This window comes from Streptomyces sp. NPDC127129 (assembly GCF_042671585.1).
Lineage (GTDB): Bacteria > Actinomycetota > Actinomycetes > Streptomycetales > Streptomycetaceae > Streptomyces.
Genome location: NZ_JBHXTV010000019.1, coordinates 1 through 25520, shown reverse-complemented (window position 1 = coordinate 25520; position 25520 = coordinate 1). Strand labels below are relative to the sequence as shown.

Genomic DNA, 25520 nt, shown 5'->3' with positions numbered 1-25520 from the left:
GCCCCGCCACACCCCCCCCCCCCGTGGCGCGGTCGCGGGGGGGGGGGGGGGGGGCGCGCCCCCCCCCCCCCCCACGTCCGGGTCGGGATCCGCTCGGGCGACACCCCGCCCGCCGAGCGGCGCGCGCTGGCCACGAAGCCGCCGGACATCCTGATCACCACCCCCGAGTCGCTGTTCCTGATGCTGACGTCCGCCACGCGGGACGCGCTCGCCGGGATCGAGACGGTGATCCTGGACGAGGTCCACGCCGTGGCCGGGACGAAACGCGGCGCGCATCTCGCGGTCTCCCTGGAGCGTCTCGACGAGTTGCTGCCGCGTCCCGCACGCAGGATCGGCCTGTCGGCGACGGTCCGGCCGGTGGACGAGGTGGCCCGCTATCTCTCCCCGCAGCGCAAGGTGGAGATCGTCCAGCCGCCGTCCGGCAAGGAGTTCGACCTGTCGGTGGTCGTGCCGATCGAGGACATGGGGGAGCTGGGAGGCTCACCGGCCTCCGAGGGCACGGACGGCGGTGACAAGCCCTCGATCTGGCCGCATGTCGAGGAGCGCATCGCCGATCTCGTCCAGGCCCACCGCTCCACGATCGTCTTCGCGAACTCGCGCCGGCTCGCCGAGCGCCTCTGCAACCGGCTCAACGAGATCGCGTACGAACGGGCCACCGGCGAGGCCCTTCCGGACGGGCCGCCGCCGGCCGAGATCATGGCGCAGTCGGGCGCCGCCCAGGGCGCGCCCGCGCTCCTCGCCCGCGCCCATCACGGCTCGGTCTCCAAGGAGCAGCGCGCCCAGGTCGAGGAGGACCTGAAGGCGGGCCGGCTGCCCGCCGTGGTGGCCACGTCCAGCCTGGAGCTGGGCATCGACATGGGCGCGGTGGATCTGGTCGTCCAGGTCGAGTCGCCGCCGTCGGTCGCCTCGGGTCTCCAGCGCGTGGGCCGCGCCGGACACCAGGTCGGCGCGGTCTCCACGGGTGTGGTGTTCCCGAAGTACCGCGGTGACCTGGTCCAGGCGGCCGTGGTCACCGAGCGGATGCGCAGCGGCTCCATCGAGTCGATGCGTATCCCCGCCAACCCGCTGGACGTGCTCGCCCAGCAGCTCGTGGCGATGGTGGCCCTCGACTCCTGGCAGGTGGACGACCTGCTGGCGACGGTCCGCCGCGCAGCGCCCTTCGCCTCGTTGCCCGAGTCCGCGTTCACGGCCGTCCTGGACATGCTGGCCGGCCGCTATCCCTCCGACGCGTTCGCCGAGCTGCGCCCCCGCGTGGTCTGGGACCGGGTGGCCGGGACGGTCACGGGCCGTCCCGGAGCACAGCGGCTCGCCGTCACCTCCGGCGGGACGATCCCCGACCGCGGCCTCTTCGGGGTCTTCCTCGCCGGTTCCGACCCCAAGAAGGGCGGCGGCCGGGTCGGCGAGCTGGACGAGGAGATGGTGTACGAGTCCCGGGTGGGCGATGTCTTCACGCTGGGCACCACGTCCTGGCGGATCGAGGACATCACCCGGGACCGGGTCCTGGTCACCCCGGCTCCCGGTGTGCCGGGCAGGCTGCCGTTCTGGAAGGGCGACCAGCTCGGGCGCCCGCTGGAACTGGGGCGCGCGGTGGGTGCGTTCCTGCGCGAGGTCGGCTCGCTGGAGCCGGAGGACGCCCGGCTCCGGCTGGTCTCCGCCGGTCTCGACGCCTGGGCCGCCGACAACGTCCTCGCCTATCTGGCCGAGCAGCGCGAGGCCTGTGGGCATGTGCCGGACGACCGCACGATCCTGGTGGAGCGGTTCCGGGACGAGCTGGGCGACTGGCGGGTCGTCGTCCACTCACCGTTCGGGGCCCAGGTGCACGCCCCGTGGGCGCTGGCCCTGGGGGCCAGGCTCTCCGAGCGGTACGGCATGGACGCCCAGGTGATGCACGCCGACGACGGGATCGTGCTGCGCCTGCCGGACGCCGATCTGATGGGCCTGGACCTTCTGGATCAGGAGCCGGTCGACCCCGCGCGGCACCTGGACACGACGTTCGACTCCGACCAGGCCCCGATCGGCGCGGCGGACGCGCTCTTCGACAAGGGCGAGATCGGCCAGATCGTCACCGACCAGGTCGGCGGATCGGCCCTGTTCGCCTCCCGCTTCCGCGAGTGCGCGGCGCGTGCCCTGCTGCTGCCGAAGCGCAATCCGGGCAAGCGCACCCCGCTCTGGCAGCAGCGCCAGCGCGCGTCCCAACTGCTGCAGGTCGCGAGCGAGTTCGGCTCCTTCCCGATCGTCCTGGAAGCGGTCCGCGAGTGCCTCCAGGACGTCTTCGACGTTCCCGGGCTCGAAGAGCTGATGGGCGACATCGAGTCCCGCCGCGTCCGCCTGGTCGAGGTGACCACCCCCGAGCCGTCGCCGTTCGCCCGCTCCCTGCTCTTCGGCTACGTCGCCCAGTTCCTGTACGAGGGGGACTCCCCGCTCGCCGAGCGCAGGGCGGCCGCGCTCTCCCTGGACTCGCGCCTGCTGGCCGAGCTGCTCGGCCAGGCGGAGCTGCGCGAACTGCTCGACGCGGAGGTGCTGACGGAGCTGGAGCAGGAGCTCCAATGGCTCAGCGAGGACCGCCGGATCAAGGACGCGGAGGGCGTCGCCGACGCGCTGCGGGTCCTCGGCCCGCTCACGGAGGCCGAGCTGGCCGAGCGTGGCGGAGATCCGGTCTGGGCCCACGAGCTGGGAGACGCCCGCCGGGCCATCCGGGTCCGGATCGCGGGCACGGAGCACTGGGCGGCGATCGAGGACGCCGGCCGGCTGCGGGACGCCCTCGGCACAGCCCTGCCGGTGGGGGTGCCCGAGGCGTTCACGGAACCGGTGAAGGACCCTCTGGGCGATCTTCTGGCCCGGCACGCGCGCACGCACGGCCCGTTCACCTCCTCATCGGCCGCCGCCCGATTCGGTCTCGGCGCCGCCGTCACCGACGGAGCACTCCAGCGGCTGGCCGCGGCCGGCCGCGTCGTCCAGGGCGAGTTCCACCCGTCCGGGATCGGCCAGGAGTGGTGCGACGCGGCCGTGCTGCGCCGTCTGCGCCGCCGCTCGCTCGCCGCGCTGCGGCACGAACTGGAGCCCGTGGCCCCGGCCGCGCTCGCCACGTTCCTCCCCCAGTGGCAGCACCTGGGGAGCAACAGCCTGCGCGGGATCGACGGACTGGCCCGCGCCGTCGAGCAGTTGCAGGGCGCGCCCGTACCGGCCTCGGCCCTGGAGAAGCTCATCCTGCCGTCCCGGGTCCGGGACTACTCCCCTGCCCTGCTGGACGAGCTGACGACCACCGGCGAGGTCGTCTGGGCGGGCGCGGGGGCCCTGCCCGGCAAGGACGGCTGGGTCTCGCTCTATCTGGCCGACGCGGCCCCGCTGCTGATCCCGCCTCCGCACCCGCTGGAGCCGACCGCCCTCCACGAATCGGTGCTCACCGCCCTCTCCGGCGGGTACGGCCTGTTCTTCCGCCAGATCGCCGACCAGGTCCGGGCCACCACCCACCCCGACGCGACCGATCCCCAACTCGCCGACGCGGTCTGGGACCTGGCCTGGTCGGGCCGGCTGACCAACGACACCCTCGCCCCCCTGCGGTCCCTGCTCGGCTCGGGCCGTACGGCGGGGTCCACCGCCCATCGCGCCAAGCGCACGATCCCGCGCGGCCGTTACGGCACCCTCACCGCGGCCGCCCGGCCCGCCTCCCGCACCGGCCCGCCGACCGTCAGCGGCCGCTGGTCCCTCCTTCCGCCCGTCGAGCCGGAGCCGACACACCGCGCCCACGCGCTCGCCCGCACGCTCCTGGACCGGCACGGCGTGGTCACCCGGGGCGCGGTGGCCGCCGAAGGTGTCGAGGGCGGCTTCTCGGCGACGTACCGCATCCTGTCCGCCTTCGAGGACAGCGGGCAGGCACGCCGCGGCTATGTCGTGGAGGGTCTGGGCGCGGCGCAGTTCGCGATGGACGGCGCCGTGGACCGGCTCCGCGCCGCGGCGACGGCCCGGGACAGGGGCGCCGAGGCCGGGACGGGCCCGCGCGCGGTCGTGCTGGCCGCCGCCGACCCTGCCAACGCGTACGGGGCGGCGCTGCCCTGGCCCGAGCCGCCCAGCGGCGCGGGGCACAAGCCCGGCCGCAAGGCGGGCTCGATGGTCGTCCTGGTCGACGGGGAGCTCACGCTCTACATGGAGCGCGGCGGCAAGACACTGCTGTGCTGGCCGGCCGACCCCGAGGACCCGGCACTGAGGGCCGCGGCCGAGTCCCTGGCCGGTGCGGCGCTCGCTGGGTCGCTCGGCACGGTCACGGTGGAGCGGGTCAACGGCTCCCCCGCGCTCACCTCCCCGCTCGCCCGCCCGTTGGAGGCGGCCGGGTTCCACGCCACCCCGCGAGGGCTGCGCCTGCGCCCGTAGGAGATCCATCATGGAGCCATGCCCGAAGGAGACACCGTCTGGCGGACCGCGCACCGTCTGCACGCCGCGCTGGCGGGCCGCGTCCTGACCCGGTCCGATCTGCGCGTGCCCCGCTTCGCCACCGCCGATCTCACCGGTCGGGCCGTCCTGGATGTGACACCGCGCGGCAAGCACCTCCTGACCCGGTTCGAGGAGGGGCTGACGCTCCACTCGCACCTACGGATGGACGGCTCCTGGCGAGTGTTCGCCACCGGTGAGCGCTGGAGCGGTGGCCAGGCACACCAGATCCGGGCGATCCTCGGCAACGCCGAGCACACCGCGGTCGGCTATCGCCTCCCCGTGCTGGAGCTGATCCGCACGGCCGACGAGCAGAACGTCGTCGGCCATCTGGGCCCGGACCTCCTCGGCCCGGACTGGGATCCCGCGGAGGCCGTCCGCCGGCTCACCGCCGACCCCGCCCGCTCCCTCGGCGAGGCCCTGCTCGACCAGCGGAATCTCGCGGGCATCGGCAACGTCTACAAGTCGGAGCTGGCGTTCCTCGCCGCCGTCACGCCCTGGCTCCCGGTGGGCGAACTGGCTCCCGGCGTACCCGAACGGCTGGTCGCCACGGCCCACCGCCTGCTGGAGGCGAACAAGGACCGTCCGGACCGGCGCACGACCACGACCCGTCATCCCGCCCACCACCTCTACGTCTACGGACGGGAGCACCGCCCCTGCCTGCGCTGCGGCGCCTCCGTCCGCCGGGCCGAGCTCGGCGACCGCGTCACGTACTGGTGCCCCGGCTGCCAGAAGGGCCCGACCCACTAATTGACGGGCCGTCAGATTCGGTCGTACGGTCCCGTCATGGCCCTCACCGCGTACGACCTCACCGGCCGCACCGCCTTCGTCACCGGCGCCGCGAGCGGAATCGGCCGCGCGACCGCCGTGCTCCTCGCCCAGGCGGGCGCCACCGTCCACTGCGCGGACCGCGACGAACTCGGCCTCCGTGAGACGGCGAAACTCGTCACCGAACTGGGCGGTACCGCACGCACCCACGTCCTCGACGTCACCGACCGCGCCGCCCTGGCCGCCGCTGTCGGAAGCGCGGGCACGCTCCACGCCATGGCCGCCGTCGCCGGGATCATGCATACGAGCTCGGTCCTGGAGACCCGCGACGAGGACCTCGACCGCCTCCTCGCGGTCAACTTCAAGGGTGTGCTCCACGCCTGCCAGGAAGCGGCCCGCTCGATGATCGCGACCGGGACCCGAGGCTCCATCATCACCATGGCCTCGGGCGCCATGGACACCGCGAGCCCGGGGCTGCTCTGCTACAGCGTCACCAAGGCAGCCGTCGTCCAGCTCACCAAGACGCTGGCCACCGAGGTCGGGCGGCACGGGATCAGGGTCAACGCGATCGCCCCCGGATGGATCCGTACCCCCATGACCGACCGGCACGAGCCGGCCGCGCAGGAGCAGGCGGAGGCGGCCATGGCCCGCCACTCCCCCTTGGGCAGGGTGGGCGAACCGGAGGACATCGCGCACGCGGTCCTCCACCTCGCGTCCGACGCCGCCTCCTTCACGACGGGTCAGATCCTCCGCCCCAACGGCGGCGTCGCGATGCCGTGGTGACCTGTGCGCCCCCTGCGCCCTCCACGGCCCGTCCGGCATCCCCCCGAACACCGTGCGGACCGCCGGCGCCCGCTCGTCCGGCGCTCACCCGTCCGCCCGCGGCCGCGGACGCCGTGACGTGCACCGGCAGCAGACTCAGCCCCCAGCCGCCGGCCGCGACCGCCCCCTCCACCAGTCCCGCCTGATCGGGCACCAGCACCAGTCGCAGCACCGCCCACCACCACAGCCCGCCGGCCACCAGCCCGCCCGCCACCCACGCGAGCATCACCAGCGGAACCCGTCGCCGTACCATGGCCGCCTCCTGCGGTCGACGCTAGACCGGCGGTATCACCCGGCGGGAGGGCGCACCGGAGGCAGACCCGGCGCACGAAGCGCACAACACGGGCGCCACGCCAGGCGCGCCCACCATCGAACCGGACGCGCTCGGCGCTGAACCAGGCACCACGCCAGGCGCGCTCACCACCGAACCAGGCGCCACGTCAGGCACTCTCGGCCTGGAACATCCACGCGTGCTTCTCGAGGTCGGCGGTGAGCGCGATCAGGATGTCCTGCGTCACCGGGTCCGGCTCGTCCGTGGCCTCGATCCGCTCGCGCATGCGGGCGATCACCGCGACCAGGGCGTCGACCAGGATCTTCACGGCCTCGGTGTCCTTGATCCAGCCGGTCGGGACGTCGCCGATGGCGCTTCCCGAGGCCACCGAGGCGGCCCTGCCGTCCGGGTTGACACCGACCGCGGAGGCACGTTCGGCCACCACGTCGGAGTGCTGACGTGCGGTGACGACGACTTCGTCGAGCTGCAGATGGACCGAGCGGAAGCGCGGTCCGACCACGTTCCAGTGCACCTGCTTGGCAACGAGACTGAGGTCGACCAGATCCACCAGCGCCCCCTGCAGGGCATCGCCGACCGTCTTCCGGTCGGCCTCGGACAGCGAACTCTTCACGACGGACATGCGTGTTCTCCCACCAGTCGTACGGTTTCCCCACCATGGCACGCCTGACCGAAATCGGGCATCTCAAACCCTGCCCTACGAACTCCGCAAAACCCCCTCAACAGCACTAAAGCCCCGGTGGATGCCCACATGGGACACCCTCCGGGGCCTTAGCCCACTTAGCGTCAGGCAGCGACGACGTCCACCGCTTCCGCGGGCGCCTTGATGGTCACCCGCTCGGTGGGCACACCTGCCACCGACGTCACCGACACCGAATTGAGCATCGGGCGTACCGGCGCAGGCACCGGTTCGCTCGCCGCTGCCGACTCGGCCAGTTCGGCCAACGACAGCTCGTCGCTCACTTCACGCATGAGCTCGGACATCCGTACGTCCAGCGCGTCGCAGATCGCGGAGAGCAGCTCGGAGGAAGCCTCCTTCTGCCCCCGCTCCACCTCGGAGAGATAGCCGAGCGAAACTCGGGCGGACGAGGAGACTTCGCGCAGAGTACGGCCCTGGCGCTGGCGCTGCCGACGCAGCACGTCACCCAACAGGCGACGGAGCAGAATCATCGGTGGCTCCCTCCTCGGACCGCGTAGCCGCATCCTTCACGCCCCACCGTACCGCCTCGCGCTGCGGCCGTGCGGGGAGCGATGTCGTGTTCACTCAGGGCTGCAAACATCAATTCCCCCCGTTCTGTTCCGTATCCTGTGCCCGCCCATTTCCCGAGAGTTCGTCGCCGAGCAGTTCCAGCACGCTCCGTACGCTCTCTCTACGGATTTCCGCACGGTCGCCGTTCAACCGCAATGCGGCCACTTTCCCGGCCCCGACGGGCCCCGCCACGGCCACGTAGACGGTGCCGACGGGCTGTCCGTCCTGCGGTTCGGGCCCTGCCACGCCGGTCGTCGCGACGCCCCAGTCGGCGCCGAGCCGGAGGCGGGCACCCGCCGCCATCTGCAGCGCGACCTCGGGATCGACCGCTCCGCGCTCCGCCAGGAGGGTCGCGTCGACCTGCAGGAGGTCCCGCTTGAGGGCCGTGGCGTAGGCCGTGACGGACCCGCGGAACGACGCCGACGCTCCTGGTACGGAAGTGAGCTCCGCGGCCACCAGACCGCCCGTGAGGGACTCCGCGGCGGCGAGGGTCTGCCCACGCTCCGCAAGCAGCCCCAGCACCCGGGCGGCCGTGTTCATCGCGCCGACCCCGCCGCCGGCCCCTTCGCGGACGCGTCAGAGGCCTCGGGCACACCGGACGCCTCGTCCGGCGGCGCCTCCGCCGGCCCCGGCATCGCCCCGGCGCCACCCGCCTGCGGAGCTACGGGGGAACCCGCCTGCCGTGCCCCAGCGCCACCCGCCTGCGGAGCTCCGGGGGCCGCCTGCCGTGCCCCGGCGGCGCTCGCCTCCGGAGTGCCCTCGGAGTGTTCCGTCGCCAGTCCGCGACGCCGGAGGACGATCGCCTGTCGCACATAGTCCAGGCCGGTGACGACCGTCAGCACGACGGCCACCGCCATCACCCAGAAGCGCAACGTGGCAAGTGGACCGGTCAGCACCAGCACGTACATGCCGACGGCCGTGCCCTGCGCCAATGTCTTCATCTTGCCGCCGCGGCTGGCCGGAATCACCCCGTGCCGGATCACCCAGAACCGCATCAGCGTGATCCCGAGCTCTCGCGCGAGGATCACGACCGTCACCCACCAGGGCAGGTCACCGAGCGACGACAGACAGATCAGCCCGGCCGCCATGATCGCCTTGTCGGCGATCGGGTCGGCGATCTTCCCGAAGTCCGTGACCAGGTTGTACGTCCGCGCCAGATGGCCGTCGAAGACGTCCGTGATCATGGCGACGGCGAACGCGGCCCAGGCCCAGGCGCGCCAGACCGGGTCGTGTCCGCCGTCCTGGAGGAGCAGCAGCACGAAGCCGGGCACCAGCACCAGGCGGATCATGGTGAGGATGTTGGCGATGTTCCAGAGGCTGGCCTGGTTGACGGCCGCCGAGCCCAGCTTGCCGCCGGGCGCGGGCCTGCCGGTCCCGCCCGTCGCGGATGCCGGGGCTCCCGTCATCTGCCCGCCTCCTCGAAAAGACACTCGGCCACCAGGTCGACGCCTTCCGTTCCCACGACCTTCGCCACGACCATACGGCCGGGAGCGAGGTCCCGGCGCGCGGCGGAGTCCGCGGTGAGGACGACCTGGCCGTCCGTCTCGGGCGCCTGGTGGGCCGCGCGGCCGATGACGCCGTCCTCCTCGTCGATCGATTCGACGAGTACTTCCAGGGTCTCTCCGATCCGCTCCTCCGCACGCTGGGCGGTGAGGTCCTCGGCGAGCCGGGAGAGGTGGGCGAGCCGCTCGTCCACGACGTCCTGGTCGAGCTTCTGCTCGTAGGTGGCGGCTTCGGTGCCGTCCTCGTCGGAGTAGCCGAAGACACCGATGGCGTCCAGCCGCGCGTGGGTGATGAAGCGTTCCAGCTCGGCGAAGTCCGCCTCGGTCTCGCCGGGGAAGCCGACGATGAAGTTGGACCGGGCACCGGCCAGCGGGGCCTTGCCGCGGATCGTCTCCAGGAGCTCCAGGAAGCGGTCCGTGTCCCCGAAGCGGCGCATGGCGCGCAGGACGGCCGGCGCGCTGTGCTGGAAGGACAGGTCGAAGTACGGGACGACCTTCTCGGTCGAGGTGAGCACGTCGATCAGGCCGGGCCGCATCTCGGCGGGCTGGAGGTAGCTGACCCGGACCCGCTCGATGCCGTCGACGGCCGCGAGGTCGGGCAGCAGGCTCTCCAGGAGGCGGATGTCGCCGAGGTCCTTGCCGTACGAGGTGTTGTTCTCGGAGACCAGCATGACCTCCTTCACACCCTGCTCGGCGAGCCACCGCGTCTCGTTGAGGACGTCGGAGGGACGTCGCGAGACGAAGGAGCCGCGGAAGGACGGGATGGCGCAGAAGGAGCAGCGGCGGTCGCAGCCGGAGGCGAGCTTCACCGAGGCGACCGGGCTGGTGTCCAGGCGGCGCCGGAGCGGGGCGCGCGGCCCGGAGGCCGGGGCGAGGCCCTCCGGAAGGTCGGTCGGTACGTTCTCCGGCGCCTCGACGGCGACGGCTCCGTGGCCGGGGAGGGCCACCTCGGCGGCGGCCTGCTGGCGCTCCACCGGGGAGAGCGGGAGCAGCTTGCGGCGGTCGCGCGGGGTGTGCGCCTCGACACTGCCACCGCTGAGGATGGTCTGGAGGCGGTTGGAGATGTCGGAGTAGTCGTCGAAGCCGAGCACTCCGTCGGCTTCGGGCAGGGCCTCGGCGAGCTCCTTGCCGTACCGCTCGGCCATGCAGCCGACGGCGACGACGGCCTGGGTCTTGCCGTGATCCTTCAGATCATTGGCTTCGAGGAGGGCGTCGACGGAGTCCTTCTTGGCGGCCTCGACGAACCCACAGGTGTTGACGACGGCGACATCGGCGTCCTCGGCGTTCTCGACGAGCTCCCAGCCGTCCGCTGCCAAGCGGCCTGCGAGCTCCTCCGAGTCCACCTCGTTACGGGCGCAGCCAAGAGTGACAAGGGCGACGGTACGGCGTTCGGGCATGGACTCAAGACTACTTCGTCCCGGCCGTACCCCCGCCGCGCAGGGTTCACCTGCGCGACGGCTGCGCGGAAGGTCACCCGGACTCGGGGGCGCCCTTGGTGTACGAGAGCCGCTCGACGGCACCCGACTCGAACTTCTCTTCGATCTTCTTGCCGTTCACGAAGAGCTCGATCGGTCCGGCGTTGCCGAGGATCAGGTCGACCCGCTCGTCGTCCTGGAAGGTCTTGGACTCGCCCTCGAGGAGGAGCCCGTCGAAGAGGAGCTTGCCGTCGCTGGCCTTGGCGGAGATCCAGCTCTTGTCGTCGATGGCGGTGAGCTTGACCGTGACCTTGTCCTTCGGGACGGCAGCGATGGCGCTGGGCGCCGGCTTGGTCCCGGGGGTCTTGGTGGGCTTCGTCGTCGGGCTGGTGGTCTTCTTCTCCGGGGCCGGACCCTCGGCGACGGCGCCTGCGCCGCCCTGGGTGTCGTTCCCGCTGAACATGGTGAAGCCGACGAAACCGACGACGGCGACGATCGCGGCCACCATCGCCGCGGTCCAGTTGGGGCGCCGCGGCTCGGGACGGATGCGTTCCGCCTCGAAGAGCGGCGCCGCGGGGGTCGGCGCGGGCCGGCCGCCGTGCTCGGACTCGTACTGCTCGATCAGTGGCGCGGGATCGATGCCGACGGCGCGGGCGAGCGTGCGGATGTGCCCGCGGGCGTAGACATCGCCACCGCAGCGCGAGAAGTCGTCCTCCTCGATCGCGTGCACGATCGGGATGCGGACCCGCGTGGAGGCACTGACCTCGTCGACGGTGAGACCGGCGGCGATTCGGGCCTGCTGGAGTGCACGACCGATCGAATCCCGGTCGTCTGCCGGGAAGTTCCGGTCGTCTTCGGGGGATTCGGGGGAGTTGCCGATGGACACGAGAGCGCCTTTCGAGCGTGTAACCACCTGCTGGATGTTCAGTCTATGGGTGGTACGAAAGGGTGGGGCAACCGGGCGGACGCAGTTTGTACGCCATGAGGCTGGGACATCCTTCTGTCCCTCCCTCCAACTTGACGTACGACCAAGGGAAACGGTTGCCCTGGTTCCCTTACGAGTGAGTCTCGACCCGGTCTCGTTCCGGCGCGCGCCCGGACCCCGGCCCCGGCCGGCGGGACTCCCCCGCTCGGTACGCGTACCCCCGATCAGGCGTCGGACTCCCCGCGGATCACGGCCAGCACCCCGTCCAGCTCGTCCGGCTTGACGAGCACGTCCCTCGCCTTGGACCCCTCGCTCGGCCCGACGATGTTCCGCGACTCCATCAGGTCCATCAGCCGCCCGGCCTTGGCGAAGCCGACGCGCAGCTTGCGCTGGAGCATCGAGGTGGAGCCGAACTGGGTGGAGACGACCAGCTCGGCGGCCTGGCACAGCAGGTCGAGGTCGTCGCCGATCTCCTCGTCGATCTCCTTCTTCTGCTTGGTGCCGACGGTGACGTCGTCCCGGAAGACCGGGGCCATCTGGTCCTTGCAGTGCTGGACGACGGTCGCGACCTCGGCCTCGGTGACGAAGGCGCCCTGCATGCGGACGGGCTTGTTCGCACCCATCGGCAGGAACAGACCGTCACCCTTTCCGATGAGCTTCTCGGCTCCGGGCTGGTCGAGGATGACCCGGCTGTCGGCCAGCGACGATGTCGCGAAGGCGAGTCGCGAGGGCACGTTCGCCTTGATCAGACCGGTGACGACGTCCACCGACGGCCGCTGGGTGGCGAGCACCAGATGAATGCCGGCGGCACGCGCCAACTGGGTGATGCGGACGATGGCGTCCTCGACGTCCCGCGGGGCGACCATCATCAGGTCGGCCAGCTCGTCCACGATCACCAGCAGGTACGGGTAGGTCTTCAGCTCGCGCTCACTGCCCTCGGGCAGCTTGACCTTGCCGTTGCGGATGGCCTCGTTGAAGTCGTCGATGTGCCGGAAGCCGAAGGCCGCCAGGTCGTCGTAGCGCAGGTCCATCTCGCGCACCACCCACTGCAGCGCCTCGGCGGCGCGCTTGGGGTTGGTGATGATCGGCGTGATCAGGTGCGGGATGCCCTCGTACGCGGTGAGCTCGACCCGCTTGGGGTCGACCAGCACCATCCGGACGTCCTCGGGGGTCGCCCTTATCATCACGGAGGTGATCAGGCAGTTGATGCACGAGGACTTTCCGGAGCCCGTGGCACCGGCGACCAGGATGTGCGGCATCTTCGCCAGGTTGGCCATCACGTAGCCGCCCTCGACGTCCTTGCCGAGCGCCACCAGCATCGGGTGGTCGTCGCCGGCCGCGTCCGCGAGCCGCAGCACGTCGCCGAGGTTGACCATCTCCCGGTCGGAGTTCGGGATCTCGATGCCGACCGCGGACTTCCCCGGGATCGGGGAGATGATCCGCACGTCCGGTGAGGCCACGGCGTACGCGATGTTCTTCGTGAGGGCCGTGATCTTCTCGACCTTCACGGCCGGGCCGAGCTCGACCTCGTACCGCGTGACCGTCGGGCCCCGGGTGAAGCCGGTGACGGCCGCGTCGACCTTGAACTCGGTGAAGACGTTGGAGAGCGCGTCCACGACGGCGTCGTTCGCCGCGCTGCGGGTCTTGCCCGGCCCGCCGCGCTCCAGGAGGTCCATGGAGGGCAGCGCGTACGTGATGTCCCCGGAGAGCTGGAGCTGCTCCGCGCGGGGCGGCAGCTCGGTGTGTTCGGGGGCGGGCTTGGTGAGATCCGGTACGCCTCCGGGGAGGCGGCCGGCTGCCTTCGCGCCGCGGGCGGACGGCACCGGCGCGGAGCCCGAGGCACCGGCGGCCTCCTCGGCTTCGGCCTCCGCCGCCTGGGCCGCGGCCGCCGTGGCGGCGACGGCGGCGGCGCGCTCGGCGGTGACGTCCCGGGTCAGACCGGCGACCAGCGGGGAGGGCGGCATGCCGTTGAGCACGGCGCCGTCCAGCGCGGCCGCGGCCGCCGCGGCGACGTCCACGGCGTCCATGGGCCGGTCGAAGGCGGGCTGCGCCGAGGGGCGGCGCGGGCGCCTGCGCCGGGTGAGCGCCTCCTCCTCCGCCTGGTCGACGTCGTACACCCGGTCCGGCCCCGGGGTGGTGCGCCGGGCGCGCGCGGCGGGCCGCGGGTCGGCCTCGCGCCAGTCCTCGTCGTACGCCTCCCCCTCGGCCTCGGGGTCGTACGCGGGCTCGACCAGACCGAGCTTGGCACCGAGCTGCCGCAGGCGCTGCGGGATGGCGTTGACGGGCGTGGCCGTGACGACGAGCAGACCGAAGACCGTGAGCAGCACCAGGAGCGGTACGGCGAGGACCTCACCCATCATGAAGATCAGCGGCTTGGACGCGGCCCAGCCGATGAGGCCGCCGGCGTCCTGCATGGCCTTGATCCCCTCACCACGGCCCGGGGAGCCGCAGGCGATGTGGACCTGCCCGAGCACGCCGATGACGAGGGCGGAGAGACCGATGACGATGCGTCCGTTGGCCTCCGGCTTCTCCGGGTAGAGGATCAGCCGCACGCCCATGGCGCCGACCAGCAGCGGCACGAGCAGGTCGAGCCGGCCGAACGCTCCGGTGACGAGCATCTCGACGAGATCGCCGACGGGGCCGCGCAGATTGGACCAGGTCCCGGCCGCGACGATCAGCGCGACGCCGAGCAGCAGCAGCGCCAGTCCGTCCTTGCGGTGGGCCGGGTCGAGGCCCTTGGCTCCGCGTCCTATCCCGCGGAACATCGCGCCCACGCCGTGCGCGAGGCCGAGCCAGAGCCCGCGCGCCAGCCGGTACACGCCTCCGGTCGGGGACGGCGCGGGCTTGGGGGCCGCCTTCTTGGCCGCGGTCTTCTTCGCGGGTGCGCGCTTCGCGGGCGCGGGCTTCTTCGCCGCGGTCTTCTTCACGGGGGGCTTGGCGGGCGACTTCGCGGGCGCCGCTTTCTTCGCGGCACCGCTCGTACGGCCGGCGCGCGGCTTCGCGGTGCCCGCCGTGCCCTGGGAACCCTTGCCGGACGTACGTGAGGCCATGGTGCTGAGGTTACCGGTGTGAGCCGTGTCGGACACGTGCCCGTCCGGGCTCACCCGTTCGTGTCGAACGTGCAGGGGCCCGAAACTGACGCCCGCTCACTGGGGCGGCCGCGGCTTGACGTTGCGTCAGCTCTGCGAGGGGAGAACGGGCGGGCCGCCCGCTCCGGGCTCCAGGGCGTCCAGAGCCCGCCGCAGACCGGTGAGCTTGCGCTCCAGGTGCGCGGCCGTGGCGACCGCGGCGGCGTCCGCCGAGTCGTCGTCGAGCTGCTTGGACAGCGCCTCGGCCTGTTCCTCGACCGCCGCGAGGCGGGCCGAGAGCTCGGCGAGCAGTCCGGCGGACTCCTTCGCGTGACCCCCGTGGCCGCCGCCCTCCAGCTGGAGCCGGAGGAGCGCGGCCTGCTCGCGGAGCTGGCAGTTCTTCATGTACAGCTCGACGAAGACCGAGACCTTGGCGCGGAGCACCCAGGGGTCGAACGGCTTGGAGATGTAGTCGACCGCGCCCGCCGCGTAACCCCGGAAGGTGTGGTGCGGGCCGTGGTTGATCGCGGTCAGGAAGATGATCGGGATGTCACGCGTCCGCTCCCGCCTCTTGATGTGCGCGGCAGTCTCGAACCCGTCCATTCCCGGCATCTGGACATCCAGCAGAATGACCGCGAAGTCGTCGGTCAGCAGCGCCTTGAGCGCTTCCTCCCCGGACGATGCCCGTACCAGCGTCTGATCGAGCGCGGAGAGAATGGCCTCCAGCGCCAGCAGATTCTCCGGCCGGTCATCGACCAGGAGGATCTTGGCCTTCTGCACCATGCCCCGTCCTCCTCGCCCCGGCAACGGCTCTCCCCGACTCGCCGAGCCGGGGGAAGCACCGGGCGCCGCCCCAGAAGACGACTCCCATGCGCCGTCCGTCCTTGTGCCGGTCATGGTAGCCGCACCCCGCCTGTCGCCACACCCTGTCACCACGATGTCACTGTGCACGTAGCAGAAACGTGGTGAGAGACCAGAAGGTTCCCCGGATCCAGCCCTCTCACACGCCCGCGGCGACAGTCCGTCAACAACCCCCCGTTCCGTTTCCGCGCATCCACTCTTCCATCACGGACAGCAGGTGATCGGGGTCGACCGGCTTGGTGACGTAGTCGGAGGCGCCCGACTCGATCGCCTTCTCCCGGTCGCCCTTCATCGCCTTGGCGGTGAGCGCGATGATCGGCAGTCCGGCGAACTGCGGCATCCGGCGGATCGCCGTCGTCGTCGCGTATCCGTCCATCTCCGGCATCATGATGTCCATCAGAACGACCGTCACATCGTCGTGCTGCTCCAGCACCTCGATGCCCTCACGGCCGTTCTCCGCGTACAGCACCGCCAGGCCGTGCTGCTCCAGGACGCTGGTGAGCGCGAAGACGTTACGGATGTCGTCGTCCACGATCAGCACCTTCTCGCCGCCGAAGGTGAACGTGCGGCGCGGCTCGGACTCCACCCGGTCGTCCTCGGCCGTCTGCCCGGCCTGTGCGACCCGTCCGGGCTGCCCCGGCAGCGCCGGCCGCTCCTCGGCCCCGGCCTGGACCGCCTTGCGGCGGTGCCGGAACAGCGCTCCGGCGCCGGAGCGCAGGTCGGCCGCCATGGACGTGGGCGCGAAGCCCGCCCCGGACTCGTCGACCGAGCCGTCGTCCAGGCCCCGCGGGTCCATGGAGTCCGGCTCCCCCGCACCGTAGCCGTGCGACGGCAGCTCGACGGGGCTCAGCGGCAGGTAGAGCGTGAACGTCGAGCCACGGCCCGGCTCGCTCGCCGCGTAGATCTCGCCGCCGAGCAGCCGCGCGATCTCCCGGCTGATCGAGAGCCCCAGACCCGTACCGCCGTACTTGCGGCTGGTCGTACCGTCCGCCTGCTTGAACGCCTCGAAGATGACCCGCATCTTGCCCGCGGCGATCCCGATGCCGGTGTCCGTCACCGAGAAGGCGATCAGCTCGGCCTCCGGGTCGCGCAGCGAACCGGACTCCAGGAGCTGCTCCCGGATCGACTGCGGCACATCCGTCCCGGCCGGCCGGATGACCAGCTCCACCGCTCCCGAGTCGGTGAACTTCACCGCGTTGGAGAGCAGGTTGCGCAGCACCTGGAGCAGGCGCTGCTCGTCGGTGTGGAGCGTTGCGGGCAGCTCGGGCGAGACGCGGACCGAGAAGTCGAGCCCCTTCTCCGCCGTCAGCGGCCGGAACGTCGCCTCCACGTAGTCGACGAGCTGGACGAGTGCGATACGGGTGGGCGAGACGTCCATCTTGCCCGCCTCGACCTTGGACAGGTCGAGGATGTCGTTGATCAGCTGGAGCAGGTCGGAGCCCGCGCCGTGGATGGTCTCGGCGAACTCGACCTGCTTGGGCGAGAGGTTGTGGTCCGCGTTGTCGGCGAGCAACTTGGCCAGGATCAGCAGCGAGTTGAGCGGCGTGCGCAGCTCGTGCGACATGTTCGCCAGGAACTCGGACTTGTACCGCATGGAGACGGCGAGCTGTTCGGCCCGCTCCTCCAGGACCTGCCGGGCCTCCTCGATCTCGGTGTTCTTCACCTCGATGTCCCGGTTCTGCCGGGCGAGCAGTTCGGCCTTCTCCTCCAGCTCGGCGTTGGAGCCCTGGAGCTCCTTCTGCCGGTGCTCCAGCTCCGCCGAGCGCTCGCGCAGCTGCTCGGTCAGCTCCTGCGACTGCTTCAGCAGCACCTCGGTCTTGGTGTTGACGCTGATGGTGTTCACGGTGGTCGCGATCAGCTCGGCGAGCTGGTTGAGGAAGTCCCGCTGGATCTGGGTGAACGGCTGGAACGAGGCCAGCTCGATCACGCCGAGCACCTTCCCCTCGAAGAGGACGGGGAGCACGATCACATGCGCCGGGGCGGCCTCGCCGAGACCGGAGGAGATCTTCAGATAGCCGGGCGGAACATTGACCTGAATCGTGCGCTTCTCCTCGGCCGCCGTCCCGATGAGCGTCTCGCCGGGGCGGAACGAGGTGGGCATGGAACCGGCGGAGTATCCGTAACTGCCGCGCATCCGCAGCTCGTACGAGCCCTCCCCCTGGCCGCCCAGTTCGGGGCTGACCGTCGACGAACCGCTCGGCACCGCCACGAAGAAGGCGCCGTGCTGGGCGGAGACCACCGGGGTCAGCTCACTCATGATGAGCGAGGCGACGTCGTCCAGATCGCGCCGGCCCTGCATCAGACCGGAGATCCGGGCCAGGTTGCCCTTGAGCCAGTCCTGCTCCTCGTTGGCGAGGGTGGTGTCGCGCAGGTTCGCGATCATGGTGTTGATGTTGTCCTGGAGCGCCTGGATCTCACCCGCGGCGTCCACGCCGTCGATCTTCAGGTTCAGGTCGCCACGGGTCACCGCGGTCGCCACGGCCGCGATCGCGCGCACCTGCCGGGTCAGGTTTCCGGCCATCTCGTTCACGGACTCGGTCAGGTCCCGCCAGGTGCCGTCGACGTCACGGACCCGTGCCTGGCCGCCGAGCTGTCCGTCCGTACCCACCTCGCGGGCCACGCGCGTGACCTCCTCGGCGAAGTTGGACAGCTGGTCGACCATCGTGTTGATGGTGTTCTTCAGCTCCTGGATCTCGCCGCGCGCATCGATGTCGATCTTCTTGGTGAGATCGCCCTTGGCGATGGCGGTGGTGACCGTGGCGATCTGGCGCACCTGACCCGTCAGGTTCGACGCCATCGAGTTCACCGACTCGGTCAGATCCTTCCAGGTACCGGAGACACCCGGAACCCTTGCCTGGCCGCCCAGTTCACCTTCCGTACCCACCTCGCGGGCGACTCGCGTCACCTCGTCCGCGAAGGACGACAGGGTCGTCACCATCGTGTTGACGGTGTCGGCGAGCTCGGCGACCTCGCCCCGCGCCTCGACCGTCACCTTCTTCGTCAGATCGCCGTTGGCGACCGCCGCCGAGACCCGCGAGATGTTCCGCACCTGACTCGTCAGGTTGTTGGCCATCAGGTTGACGTTGTCGCTGAGGTCCTTCCACGTTCCGGTGACCCCGCGCACCCGCGCCTGGCCGCCGAGGATGCCCTCGGTACCCACCTCACGGGCGACTCGCGTCACCTCGTCCGCGAAGTTGGACAGCTGGTCGACCATCGTGTTGACGGTCGTGACCAGCTCCAGGATCTCGCCCTTGGCGTCGACGGTGATCTTCTTCGACAGATCGCCCTTGGCGACCGCGGTCGTGACCTCCGCGATGTTGCGCACCTGACTGGTCAGGTTGTTCGCCATGAAGTTCACGGACTGGGTGAGGTCCTTCCAGGTGCCGGAGACTCCCTGCACCTCGGCCTGACCGCCCAGGATGCCCTCCGTACCCACCTCGCGGGCCACCCGCGTCACCTGCTCCGCGAAGCTGGAGAGCTGGTCGACCATGGTGTTGAGGGTGTTCTTCAGCTCCAGGATCTCGCCGCGCGCGTCCACGTCGATCTTCTGCGACAGGTCACCGCGCGCCACCGCCGTCGCGACACCCGCGATGTTGCGGACCTGGGCGGTGAGGTTGCCGGCCATGCCGTTCACCGAGTCGGTCAGGTCGCGCCACACACCGGCCACGCCGGGCACCTGCGCCTGGCCCCCGAGCCGGCCGTCCGTACCCACCTCACGGGCGACCCGGGTCACCTGCTCCGCGAAGGCGGAGAGCTGATCGACCATCGTGTTGATGGTGTTCTTCAGCTCCAGGATCTCGCCGCGCGCGTCCACGTCGATCTTCTGCGACAGGTCACCGCGCGCCACCGCCGTCGTCACCTGGGCGATCTGACGCACCTGGGACGTCAGGTTGCCGGCCATGAAGTTGACGGAGTCGGTGAGCTCCTTCCACGTACCGGAGACGCCGTCGACCCGCGCCTGACCGCCGAGGCGGCCCTCCGTGCCCACGTCACGCGCCATGCGCGTCACCTGGTCGGCGAAGTTCGAGAGCTGGGACACCATCGTGTTGACGGTGTTCTTCAGCTCCAGCATCTCGCCCGCGACGTCGACGGTGACCTTCTGCGAGAGGTCACCGTTGGCCACCGCGGTCGTCACCTGCGCGATGTCCCGCACCTGACCCGTCAGGTTCCGGAACGCCGTGTTCACCGAATCGGTGAGGTCCTTCCACGTGCCCGCCGCGCCCGGGACGTGGGCCTGCCCGCCGAGCAGACCCTCGACACCGACCTCCCGCGCGACCCTCGTCACCTCGGAGCCGAAGGCGGACAGCTGGTCGACCATCGTGTTGACGGTGTTCTTCAGCTCCAGCATCTCGCCGGCCACGTCGACGGTGACCTTCTGCGAGAGGTCACCGTTGGCCACCGCGGTCGTCACCTGCGCGATGTCCCGCACCTGCGTGGTGATGTTCCGGAAGACGGTGTTGACGGAGTCGGTCAGGTCCTTCCAGGTACCGGCCGCGCCGGGCACCTGCGCCTGTCCGCCGAGCAGACCCTCGGCGCCGACCTCGCTCGCCACGCGGGTCACCTCGTCGGCGAACGTCCGCAGCGTCTCGGTCATCTGGTTGATGGTGTCCGCGAGCTGCGCGACCTCGCCGCGCGCGCTGACCGTCACCTTCTGCGAGAGATCACCGTTGGCGACCGCCGTGGTCACCTCGGCGATCCCCCTCACCTGATTGGTGAGGTTTCCCGCCATCGTGTTGACGGAGTCGGTGAGGTCCTTCCACACACCGCCGACCCCGGCGACCTCGGCCTGACCGCCCAGCTCGCCCTCGGTGCCCACCTCGCGCGCGACCCGGGTTACCTCGGAGGAGAAGGAGGACAGCTGGTCCACCATCGTGTTGACGGTGTTCTTCAGCTCCAGCATCTCGCCGGCCACATGGACCGTGACCTTGTTGGACAGGTCACCCCGGGCCACGGCAGTCGTCACGAGAGCAATGTCACGTACCTGAGCCGTCAGCCGGTACGCCATCGTGTTGACCGAATCCGTGAGGTCCTTCCACGAACCGGACATACCGCGCACCTGGGCCTGGCCGCCCAGGATGCCCTCCGTACCGACCTCCAGTGCGACCCGCGTCACCTCGTCCGTGAACGCGGACAGCTGGTCGACCAGGTTGTTCACCGTACGGGCGACCTTCAGGAACTCCCCGCGCAGCGGGCGTCCGTCAGGGCCGTCCGAGCGCAGGTCCATCCGCTGACCCAGGTCGCCCTCGGCCACCGCCGACAGCACCCGCCCCACCTCGGAGACCGGCCGCGTCATGTCGTCGACCAGCGCGTTCGCATGCTCGATGGCCGCCAGCCAGGCACCCTCGCTGGGCCCCGCCTCCAGCCGCTCCGACAGCTTGCCCTCGCGCCCCACCATGCGCCTGACCCGCGACAACTCGCCGGTCAGATGCATCTGGCGGTCGGCGACCTCGTTGAAGACGGCACAGATCTCCGCCATCACCCCGTCGCCGGACACGGTCAGCCGCTTACGGAAGTTCCCGTCCCGCATCGAGACCAGGGCCGCGAGCAGCCGGTCCATGGCCGCCGCGTCCACCTGAACCGTCCCGCCGCTCCGGGGCCGTCCGCCCTTCGCGCGCGTAGTGCCACCGCCGCGCCGCGCCGCCGTGCCAGACTCCACCGTGTCCCTCCCGAAGGGGTTGACCGTTCTGCCCGGGCCGTCACCACAAGCCTGCCCAGTGTTTCACCGCTGGCGAACCTGGCGATAACAGTTCGGCAGCTTCGCATAGCGTCCCCACCCTCGGGGGACGGAAACAGCGGCGACCGGCATCCGCTCGGACAGCGAAGGTAAGTAACCTGGCATCCGGCTGTCCAACCGTCCCCGTCCGCCCGGCAGGGGCCGGGTGGCGCGAAACGACCACCGGGCAGCGGGAGGGGCAGGACCGACCATGGCGGAGCCGGGCGTCGAGACGCGTACGAGGAGTTCTGTGATCACCGCGCGGGCGGCTGCCACCTTCGACCCCGTAGGGCGGTCCGTGGCGACCGCCCGGGCCTTCGTCCGGGACACCCTCCAGGGCTGGGGATACGCCGAGGTCGTCGACGACGCCGTCGTCCTCACCAGCGAACTCGTCACCAATGCCGTCATCCACGCCGGCACGGCGGCCGACGTCCTCTGCCTGCGCAGCGAGGACGGGATCCGTGTCGAGGTCGCCGACCGCTACCCCGAGCGCGAGATCCCCCTCCAGGGCGGACGCACCGTCGCCCACCCGGACCGCGAGAACGGCCGGGGCCTCCTCCTGTGCGCCGCCCTCGCCACCCGCTGGGGAGTCGAGTACACCCCGACGCACAAACGTGTCTGGTTCCAACTCGACCTCCCCGAACGCACGATCGGCACCCGCTCCGCCGGACCGGTCCTCCCCGACGCACTCCTCCCCACCGCCGACAGCCGCGTCCGCGTCGCCGTCGCCCAGATCGACCGCGGCGGCGCCATCAGCGCCTGGAACGAGGACGCCGAGGAGCTCTTCGGCTACGCCGCCGAACAGGTCACCGGCAAACCGCTCGGCGACCTCGCCGCCTGGCCCCACACCCCCGGCATCAGTACCGGCCTCGCCGAGGCCCTGCGTCTCTCCCGCTGGGAGGGCAGCTACGGCATCCGCTGCGCCGACGGCCGCGTCATCCCCGTCTACGCCTCCCACCTGCGCGTCCGCGACAGCGCAGGCGAGCCCTCCACGGTCTGTCTGCTGGTACGGGAGTACGAGCGGGCCATCCTCCAGACCCCGCAGCGCCCCGCGGTCTCCGACCCGGGCGCCGAGAGCCGGTCCACGGACCCCTTCGAGGTCTTCATCGGCTCCCCGGCCCCCGACGACCTCGACGGCCTCCTCCAGCGGACCGTCGAGCGCGCCCGCGACATGCTCGACGGCGACGCCGCCTTCCTCCTGCTCGCCACCGACGACGAGACCGAACTGGAGGTACGGGCGACCACCGGCCTCCCGTCAGCCCGCCAGCGGTTCGCGCGCGTTCCCGTCGAGACCGGCGCCAGCCGCTACGGCTCCGCCCGGATGCCGGCCGTCCACGAGGACCTGGCCGCCGTCCCCGGTGCCGTCCCCCTCCTCGAAGGCACCGGCATGCGCTCCGTCGTCACCGTGCCGCTCAAGGTGGAGGGCCGGCTCACCGGCTCCCTCGGCGTCGCCGCCGAAGGATCCAACCGCTACTCCAACGAAGAGGCCCTGCGCCTGCAGTTCGCGGCCGACCGCATCGCGCTCGCCGTCGAGTCCGCCCGCCTCGGCGAGCTCGAACGACTCCGCCGCGGCTCCCTCAGCTTCCTCGTCGAGGCCTCCGACCTCCTCGCCGGCACCCTCGACCGCGACCAGACCCTGGCCCTCATGGCCCAGATGACCGTGCCGACGCTCGCCACCTGGTGCGCCGTCTACACGATCGCCGACCAGGCCTCGGACCCGTACCTCTCCTACGTCCTGCACGAGGACGAGGACCGCATCGACGGCCTGAAGGCCCTGCTGTCCTCGATCGCCCCGCCGGACCCGGTGCCCACACTCGGCGCCCGTGTCTGGTCCGCACCCGGCGAGGCCGCCCACCGGGCCGCCCTCTCCACCTCCATGCGCGAACTCGGCCACGGCAGCGGCCCGTTGTCCTCGGGCATCGACACCACGCTCGCCACCGCCTCCGCGGTCGGGGGCGAGACGGTGGTCCTGCCGCTGGTCGCCCGCAACCGCGTCATCGGCATGCTGACGCTCGGCAAGCCCTCCGACGACCACTTCCGCCAGGAGATCCTGGAACTCGCCGAGGACCTCTCACGCCGAGCCGCCCTCGCCCTGGACAACGCCCGCCTCTACTCGGAGCGCATGGCGATCAGCCAGTCCCTCCAGCGCAGCCTGCTGCCGCCCGGCCTCCCCCAGATCGACGGCGTCGAGGTTGAGGTCATCTACCGGGCCGCCGGCGAGGGCAACGAGGTCGGCGGCGACTTCTACGACCTCTTCCCCATCCGCGACAACGCATACGGCTTCGCCATCGGCGACGTCTGCGGTACGGGCCCGGAAGCGGCGGCCGTCACGGGTCTCGCCCGGCACGCCCTACGCCTGCTGGCCCGCGAGGGCTTCGGCGGACCCGCCGTCCTGGAGCGCCTCAACGCGGCCATCCTCGACGAGGGCGCCCGCAGCCGCTTCCTGACTCTGCTGTACGGCGAGATGTGGCCCCAGGAGGACGGCTCCGCGATTCTCAAGGTCGTCTGCGCCGGCCATCCGCTGCCGCTGCGCCTGCGCCAGGACGGCACGGTCGTCCCGGCCGCCGACCCTCAGCCCCTGCTCGGCGTCCTCGACGACCTGGAGCTGTACGAGCAGACCATCACCCTCGAACCGGGCGACGTCCTCCTCTGCGTGACCGACGGCGTCACCGAACGCCGCGAGGGCACGAGGATGCTCGGCGACGACGGGCTCATCGAGGTCCTCAAGACCTGTACGGGCCTGACGGCCGGCGCGGTCGCCGCCCGCATCCTGCGCGCGGTCGAACGCTTCGCCCAGGAGCCCGCGTCGGACGACATGGCCATCCTGGCGATGCGCCTCCCGGAGCCCATCGACGCCGGCTGACGAAGACGGCTCCGGGCCGGACGTGCGCCGTGCCCTCAGCCCTCCTCGGCGTCCCCGCGCCGGCGGATCGCCCGTTCGGCGATCCCGCCGGCGAGCTTGTCCTTCACCGAACTGGCACGGTCGAGCGTCTCGTTGCCGAGACTCCTGGCGGCACCGACGCCCTTCGCCCCTGTCTCCAGGGCCTTGTCCCTCACCTCGGCGGCCGCGGCCGCCCAGCGCCTCGTCTCCGACTGCGGACGACCGGACTCGATCCCGAGCCGCCCGTGGAAGTCATGCACGCCGGTCACGACATGGTTGCTCGACTCGACGACAGCCGGGGACTTGCTCGGGTGCAACAGCACCTTCGCGTTGGCCTCGCCGGCAGCCGCGTTCATCCGGACCACCAGACGCTCGGTGCTCCGCGAGATGAGATCCATGCGGTTCTGCCGGGCGATGCGAACCCCCAGGCGGTGCCTGTCCAGCTCGTCCGGAGCCGTGTCCAGCACCCGGTCCAGTTCGAGCACGGCGATCGCGTCCTGCAACTGGAAGCAACGAGCCAGTACGGCGAGCCACTCCTGCGCTTTGGACTCGGCCTCCTTGGCCGCCACGGCGAGATCACCGATCTTCGACTTGCGCTCCATCTTCTCTGCGAGCGCGTCGAGTTGACGCAACGCGTACCCCTGGGTCGCCGCGATCGTCCCCGGCGCGTCCTGCACCTTCGACCACGTGACCTCGGAGACCCGGCCCACCTGTTCCCGGATGGTCATGGCCTCCTCGATCACGAGTTCCACCCCGATCATCTTCGCCAAGGCGGCGTCCTCCTGCGCGCGGAGCACGTCGTCGACCTTGGCGTCGATCGTGGCGAGATAGTCGGTGATCTCGTCCATGGCCTGCTGCATGGCGAGCTGTGCCATGACCGCCGCGACATTGGCCAGAGCCGCCGGGTTGCCCCGGAAGGGCCCCGCCCCCTTCGCGAACTCGACGAACCCCTTGATCTGGCCCTTGTCGCCCTTCAGCACCCCTGTGCTGAGGCCCGTCGTGGAGCTCTCCCTCAGCCCGTACTTGTCGATGCGCCGAGCGGACTCCTTGGTCAGCTTCACCCAGCGACCTGAGCCGGCGGCGATGTCGGAGCCTGCCTGCGCGACTCCGGCCGCGTTGCCGAAGGCGGATCGGAGCCGTCGCGCTCCGAGGTCCTTCGACACCAGCCCCTCGGAAACGAGGAAGCGCTCGACCGCCGATTGATCTCCGATGACCGTCAGGCCATCGCCGTCCCTGATCAGCTGGAGGGCGTCATCCATGGTCGGCTCCTTCGCAACTCTTCCCACGCGTGGGGCAGTTCGGGGCATGTCGAGACCCGGGCAGAAGCGACGCTACCCTTCTCGGGCCCTGAGGCTGACCATGTTCTGTCACTCGGACAGAAACGAAAAAGGCCCCCGCCATGAGGCGGGGGCCTTTTTCTGTTTCACTGGAGCCCTTTAACGGAATCGAACCGTTGACCTTCTCCTTACCATGGAGACGCTCTACCGACTGAGCTAAAAGGGCGGGAGTTCGGCGGCGTCCTACTCTCCCACAGGGTCCCCCCTGCAGTACCATCGGCGCTGAAAGGCTTAGCTTCCGGGTTCGGAATGTAACCGGGCGTTT

14 protein-coding genes, 1 tRNA gene, 1 rRNA gene and 1 pseudogene are annotated in these 25520 nt (G+C 71.0%); 4 read left to right on the top strand and 13 right to left on the bottom strand.

Annotated elements, in window-relative coordinates; genetic code table 11:
- Window positions 1–69: 69 nt before the first annotated feature.
- The 3 genes and pseudogenes from ACFVGW_RS30360 to ACFVGW_RS30350 form a co-directional block, all read left to right on the top strand.
- A pseudogene (locus tag ACFVGW_RS30360) lies at window positions 70–4368 on the top strand (helicase-related protein); the annotation flags it as partial.
- Between the two features lie 18 nt (window positions 4369–4386).
- The gene (locus ACFVGW_RS30355; RefSeq protein ID WP_385854184.1) at window positions 4387–5175 is read left to right on the top strand and encodes an Fpg/Nei family DNA glycosylase; all 789 of its coding nucleotides are present in this window, start codon (window positions 4387–4389) and stop codon (window positions 5173–5175) included.
- Window positions 5176–5211: 36 nt separating this feature from the next.
- On the top strand, window positions 5212–5976 hold the full coding sequence (locus ACFVGW_RS30350) for an SDR family NAD(P)-dependent oxidoreductase (protein ID WP_383228539.1): 765 nt from the start codon (window positions 5212–5214) through the stop codon (window positions 5974–5976).
- On the opposite strand, the gene ACFVGW_RS30345 is transcribed toward ACFVGW_RS30350, so the two are convergent.
- The 10 genes from ACFVGW_RS30345 to ACFVGW_RS30300 all read right to left on the bottom strand — a co-directional run bounded on the left by ACFVGW_RS30345 (window position 5924) and on the right by ACFVGW_RS30300 (window position 20980).
- Window positions 5924–6268, bottom strand: coding sequence for a hypothetical protein (locus tag ACFVGW_RS30345; RefSeq protein ID WP_385854183.1), 345 nt, complete (start codon window positions 6266–6268; stop codon window positions 5924–5926). The genes ACFVGW_RS30350 and ACFVGW_RS30345 overlap by 53 nt on opposite strands.
- Before the next feature lie 187 nt (window positions 6269–6455).
- Window positions 6456–6926 carry a DNA starvation/stationary phase protection protein gene (locus ACFVGW_RS30340; protein ID WP_352191996.1) on the bottom strand — a complete coding sequence of 157 codons (471 nt, stop codon included), beginning with the start codon at window positions 6924–6926 and terminating at the stop codon, window positions 6456–6458.
- A gap of 164 nt (window positions 6927–7090) precedes the next feature.
- Window positions 7091–7474 carry a helix-turn-helix domain-containing protein gene (locus tag ACFVGW_RS30335; RefSeq protein ID WP_019889909.1) on the bottom strand — a complete coding sequence of 128 codons (384 nt, stop codon included), beginning with the start codon at window positions 7472–7474 and terminating at the stop codon, window positions 7091–7093.
- A gap of 109 nt (window positions 7475–7583) precedes the next feature.
- Entirely contained in the window at window positions 7584–8093 is a 510-nt protein-coding gene (locus ACFVGW_RS30330; protein ID WP_385854182.1) for a CinA family protein, read from the bottom strand.
- Window positions 8090–8959: a CDP-diacylglycerol--glycerol-3-phosphate 3-phosphatidyltransferase gene (gene pgsA, locus ACFVGW_RS30325; RefSeq protein WP_385854181.1), complete on the bottom strand. Its 870-nt coding sequence runs from the start codon at window positions 8957–8959 to the stop codon at window positions 8090–8092. Before pgsA ends, ACFVGW_RS30330 begins: the two co-directional genes overlap by 4 nt.
- Window positions 8956–10452: a 30S ribosomal protein S12 methylthiotransferase RimO gene (gene rimO, locus ACFVGW_RS30320; RefSeq protein ID WP_383228535.1), complete on the bottom strand. Its 1497-nt coding sequence runs from the start codon at window positions 10450–10452 to the stop codon at window positions 8956–8958. The genes pgsA and rimO overlap by 4 nt, the downstream gene beginning before the upstream one ends.
- A gap of 73 nt (window positions 10453–10525) precedes the next feature.
- Complete coding sequence (locus ACFVGW_RS30315) at window positions 10526–11356, bottom strand: helix-turn-helix domain-containing protein (protein WP_383228534.1); 831 nt, start codon at window positions 11354–11356, stop codon at window positions 10526–10528.
- 263 nt (window positions 11357–11619) lie between these two features.
- A complete protein-coding gene (locus tag ACFVGW_RS30310) occupies window positions 11620–14445 on the bottom strand; it encodes a DNA translocase FtsK (protein ID WP_385854180.1) in 2826 nt (941 codons plus the stop codon).
- 126 nt (window positions 14446–14571) lie between these two features.
- Complete coding sequence (locus ACFVGW_RS30305; RefSeq protein ID WP_352191990.1) at window positions 14572–15246, bottom strand: response regulator; 675 nt, start codon at window positions 15244–15246, stop codon at window positions 14572–14574.
- Window positions 15247–15487: 241 nt separating this feature from the next.
- Window positions 15488–20980 (bottom strand): HAMP domain-containing protein, encoded by a 5493-nt coding sequence (locus ACFVGW_RS30300; protein ID WP_385854179.1) that lies wholly within the window; start codon window positions 20978–20980, stop codon window positions 15488–15490.
- A 268-nt stretch (window positions 20981–21248) separates the two neighbouring features.
- Between ACFVGW_RS30300 and ACFVGW_RS30295 the strand changes: the two genes are divergently transcribed.
- On the top strand, window positions 21249–23900 hold the full coding sequence (locus ACFVGW_RS30295; protein ID WP_385854178.1) for a SpoIIE family protein phosphatase: 2652 nt from the start codon (window positions 21249–21251) through the stop codon (window positions 23898–23900).
- Between the two features lie 35 nt (window positions 23901–23935).
- On the opposite strand, the gene ACFVGW_RS30290 is transcribed toward ACFVGW_RS30295, so the two are convergent.
- The 3 genes from ACFVGW_RS30290 to rrf form a co-directional block, all read right to left on the bottom strand.
- A complete protein-coding gene (locus tag ACFVGW_RS30290; RefSeq protein WP_385854177.1) occupies window positions 23936–25177 on the bottom strand; it encodes a hypothetical protein in 1242 nt (413 codons plus the stop codon).
- A gap of 168 nt (window positions 25178–25345) precedes the next feature.
- A tRNA-Thr gene (locus ACFVGW_RS30285) sits at window positions 25346–25421 on the bottom strand.
- 4 nt (window positions 25422–25425) lie between these two features.
- Window positions 25426–25520, bottom strand: a 5S ribosomal RNA gene (gene rrf / locus ACFVGW_RS30280); the annotation flags it as partial.

Excerpts from the sequence above, each read along its gene's own strand:
- ACFVGW_RS30355 (WP_385854184.1), top strand. The coding sequence starts at position 4,387 with ATGCCCGAAGGAGACACCGTCTGGCGGACCGCGCACCGTCTGCACGCC.
- rimO (WP_383228535.1), bottom strand. The coding sequence starts at position 10,452 with ATGCCCGAACGCCGTACCGTCGCCCTTGTCACTCTTGGCTGCGCCCGT.
- ACFVGW_RS30290 (WP_385854177.1), bottom strand. The coding sequence starts at position 25,177 with ATGGATGACGCCCTCCAGCTGATCAGGGACGGCGATGGCCTGACGGTC.
- ACFVGW_RS30350 (WP_383228539.1), top strand. The coding sequence starts at position 5,212 with ATGGCCCTCACCGCGTACGACCTCACCGGCCGCACCGCCTTCGTCACC.
- ACFVGW_RS30340 (WP_352191996.1), bottom strand. The coding sequence starts at position 6,926 with ATGTCCGTCGTGAAGAGTTCGCTGTCCGAGGCCGACCGGAAGACGGTC.
- ACFVGW_RS30330 (WP_385854182.1), bottom strand. The coding sequence starts at position 8,093 with ATGAACACGGCCGCCCGGGTGCTGGGGCTGCTTGCGGAGCGTGGGCAG.
- ACFVGW_RS30345 (WP_385854183.1), bottom strand. The coding sequence starts at position 6,268 with ATGGTACGGCGACGGGTTCCGCTGGTGATGCTCGCGTGGGTGGCGGGC.
- ACFVGW_RS30295 (WP_385854178.1), top strand. The coding sequence starts at position 21,249 with ATGGCGGAGCCGGGCGTCGAGACGCGTACGAGGAGTTCTGTGATCACC.
- pgsA (WP_385854181.1), bottom strand. The coding sequence starts at position 8,959 with ATGACGGGAGCCCCGGCATCCGCGACGGGCGGGACCGGCAGGCCCGCG.
- ACFVGW_RS30335 (WP_019889909.1), bottom strand. The coding sequence starts at position 7,474 with ATGATTCTGCTCCGTCGCCTGTTGGGTGACGTGCTGCGTCGGCAGCGC.
- ACFVGW_RS30310 (WP_385854180.1), bottom strand. The coding sequence starts at position 14,445 with ATGGCCTCACGTACGTCCGGCAAGGGTTCCCAGGGCACGGCGGGCACC.
- ACFVGW_RS30305 (WP_352191990.1), bottom strand. The coding sequence starts at position 15,246 with ATGGTGCAGAAGGCCAAGATCCTCCTGGTCGATGACCGGCCGGAGAAT.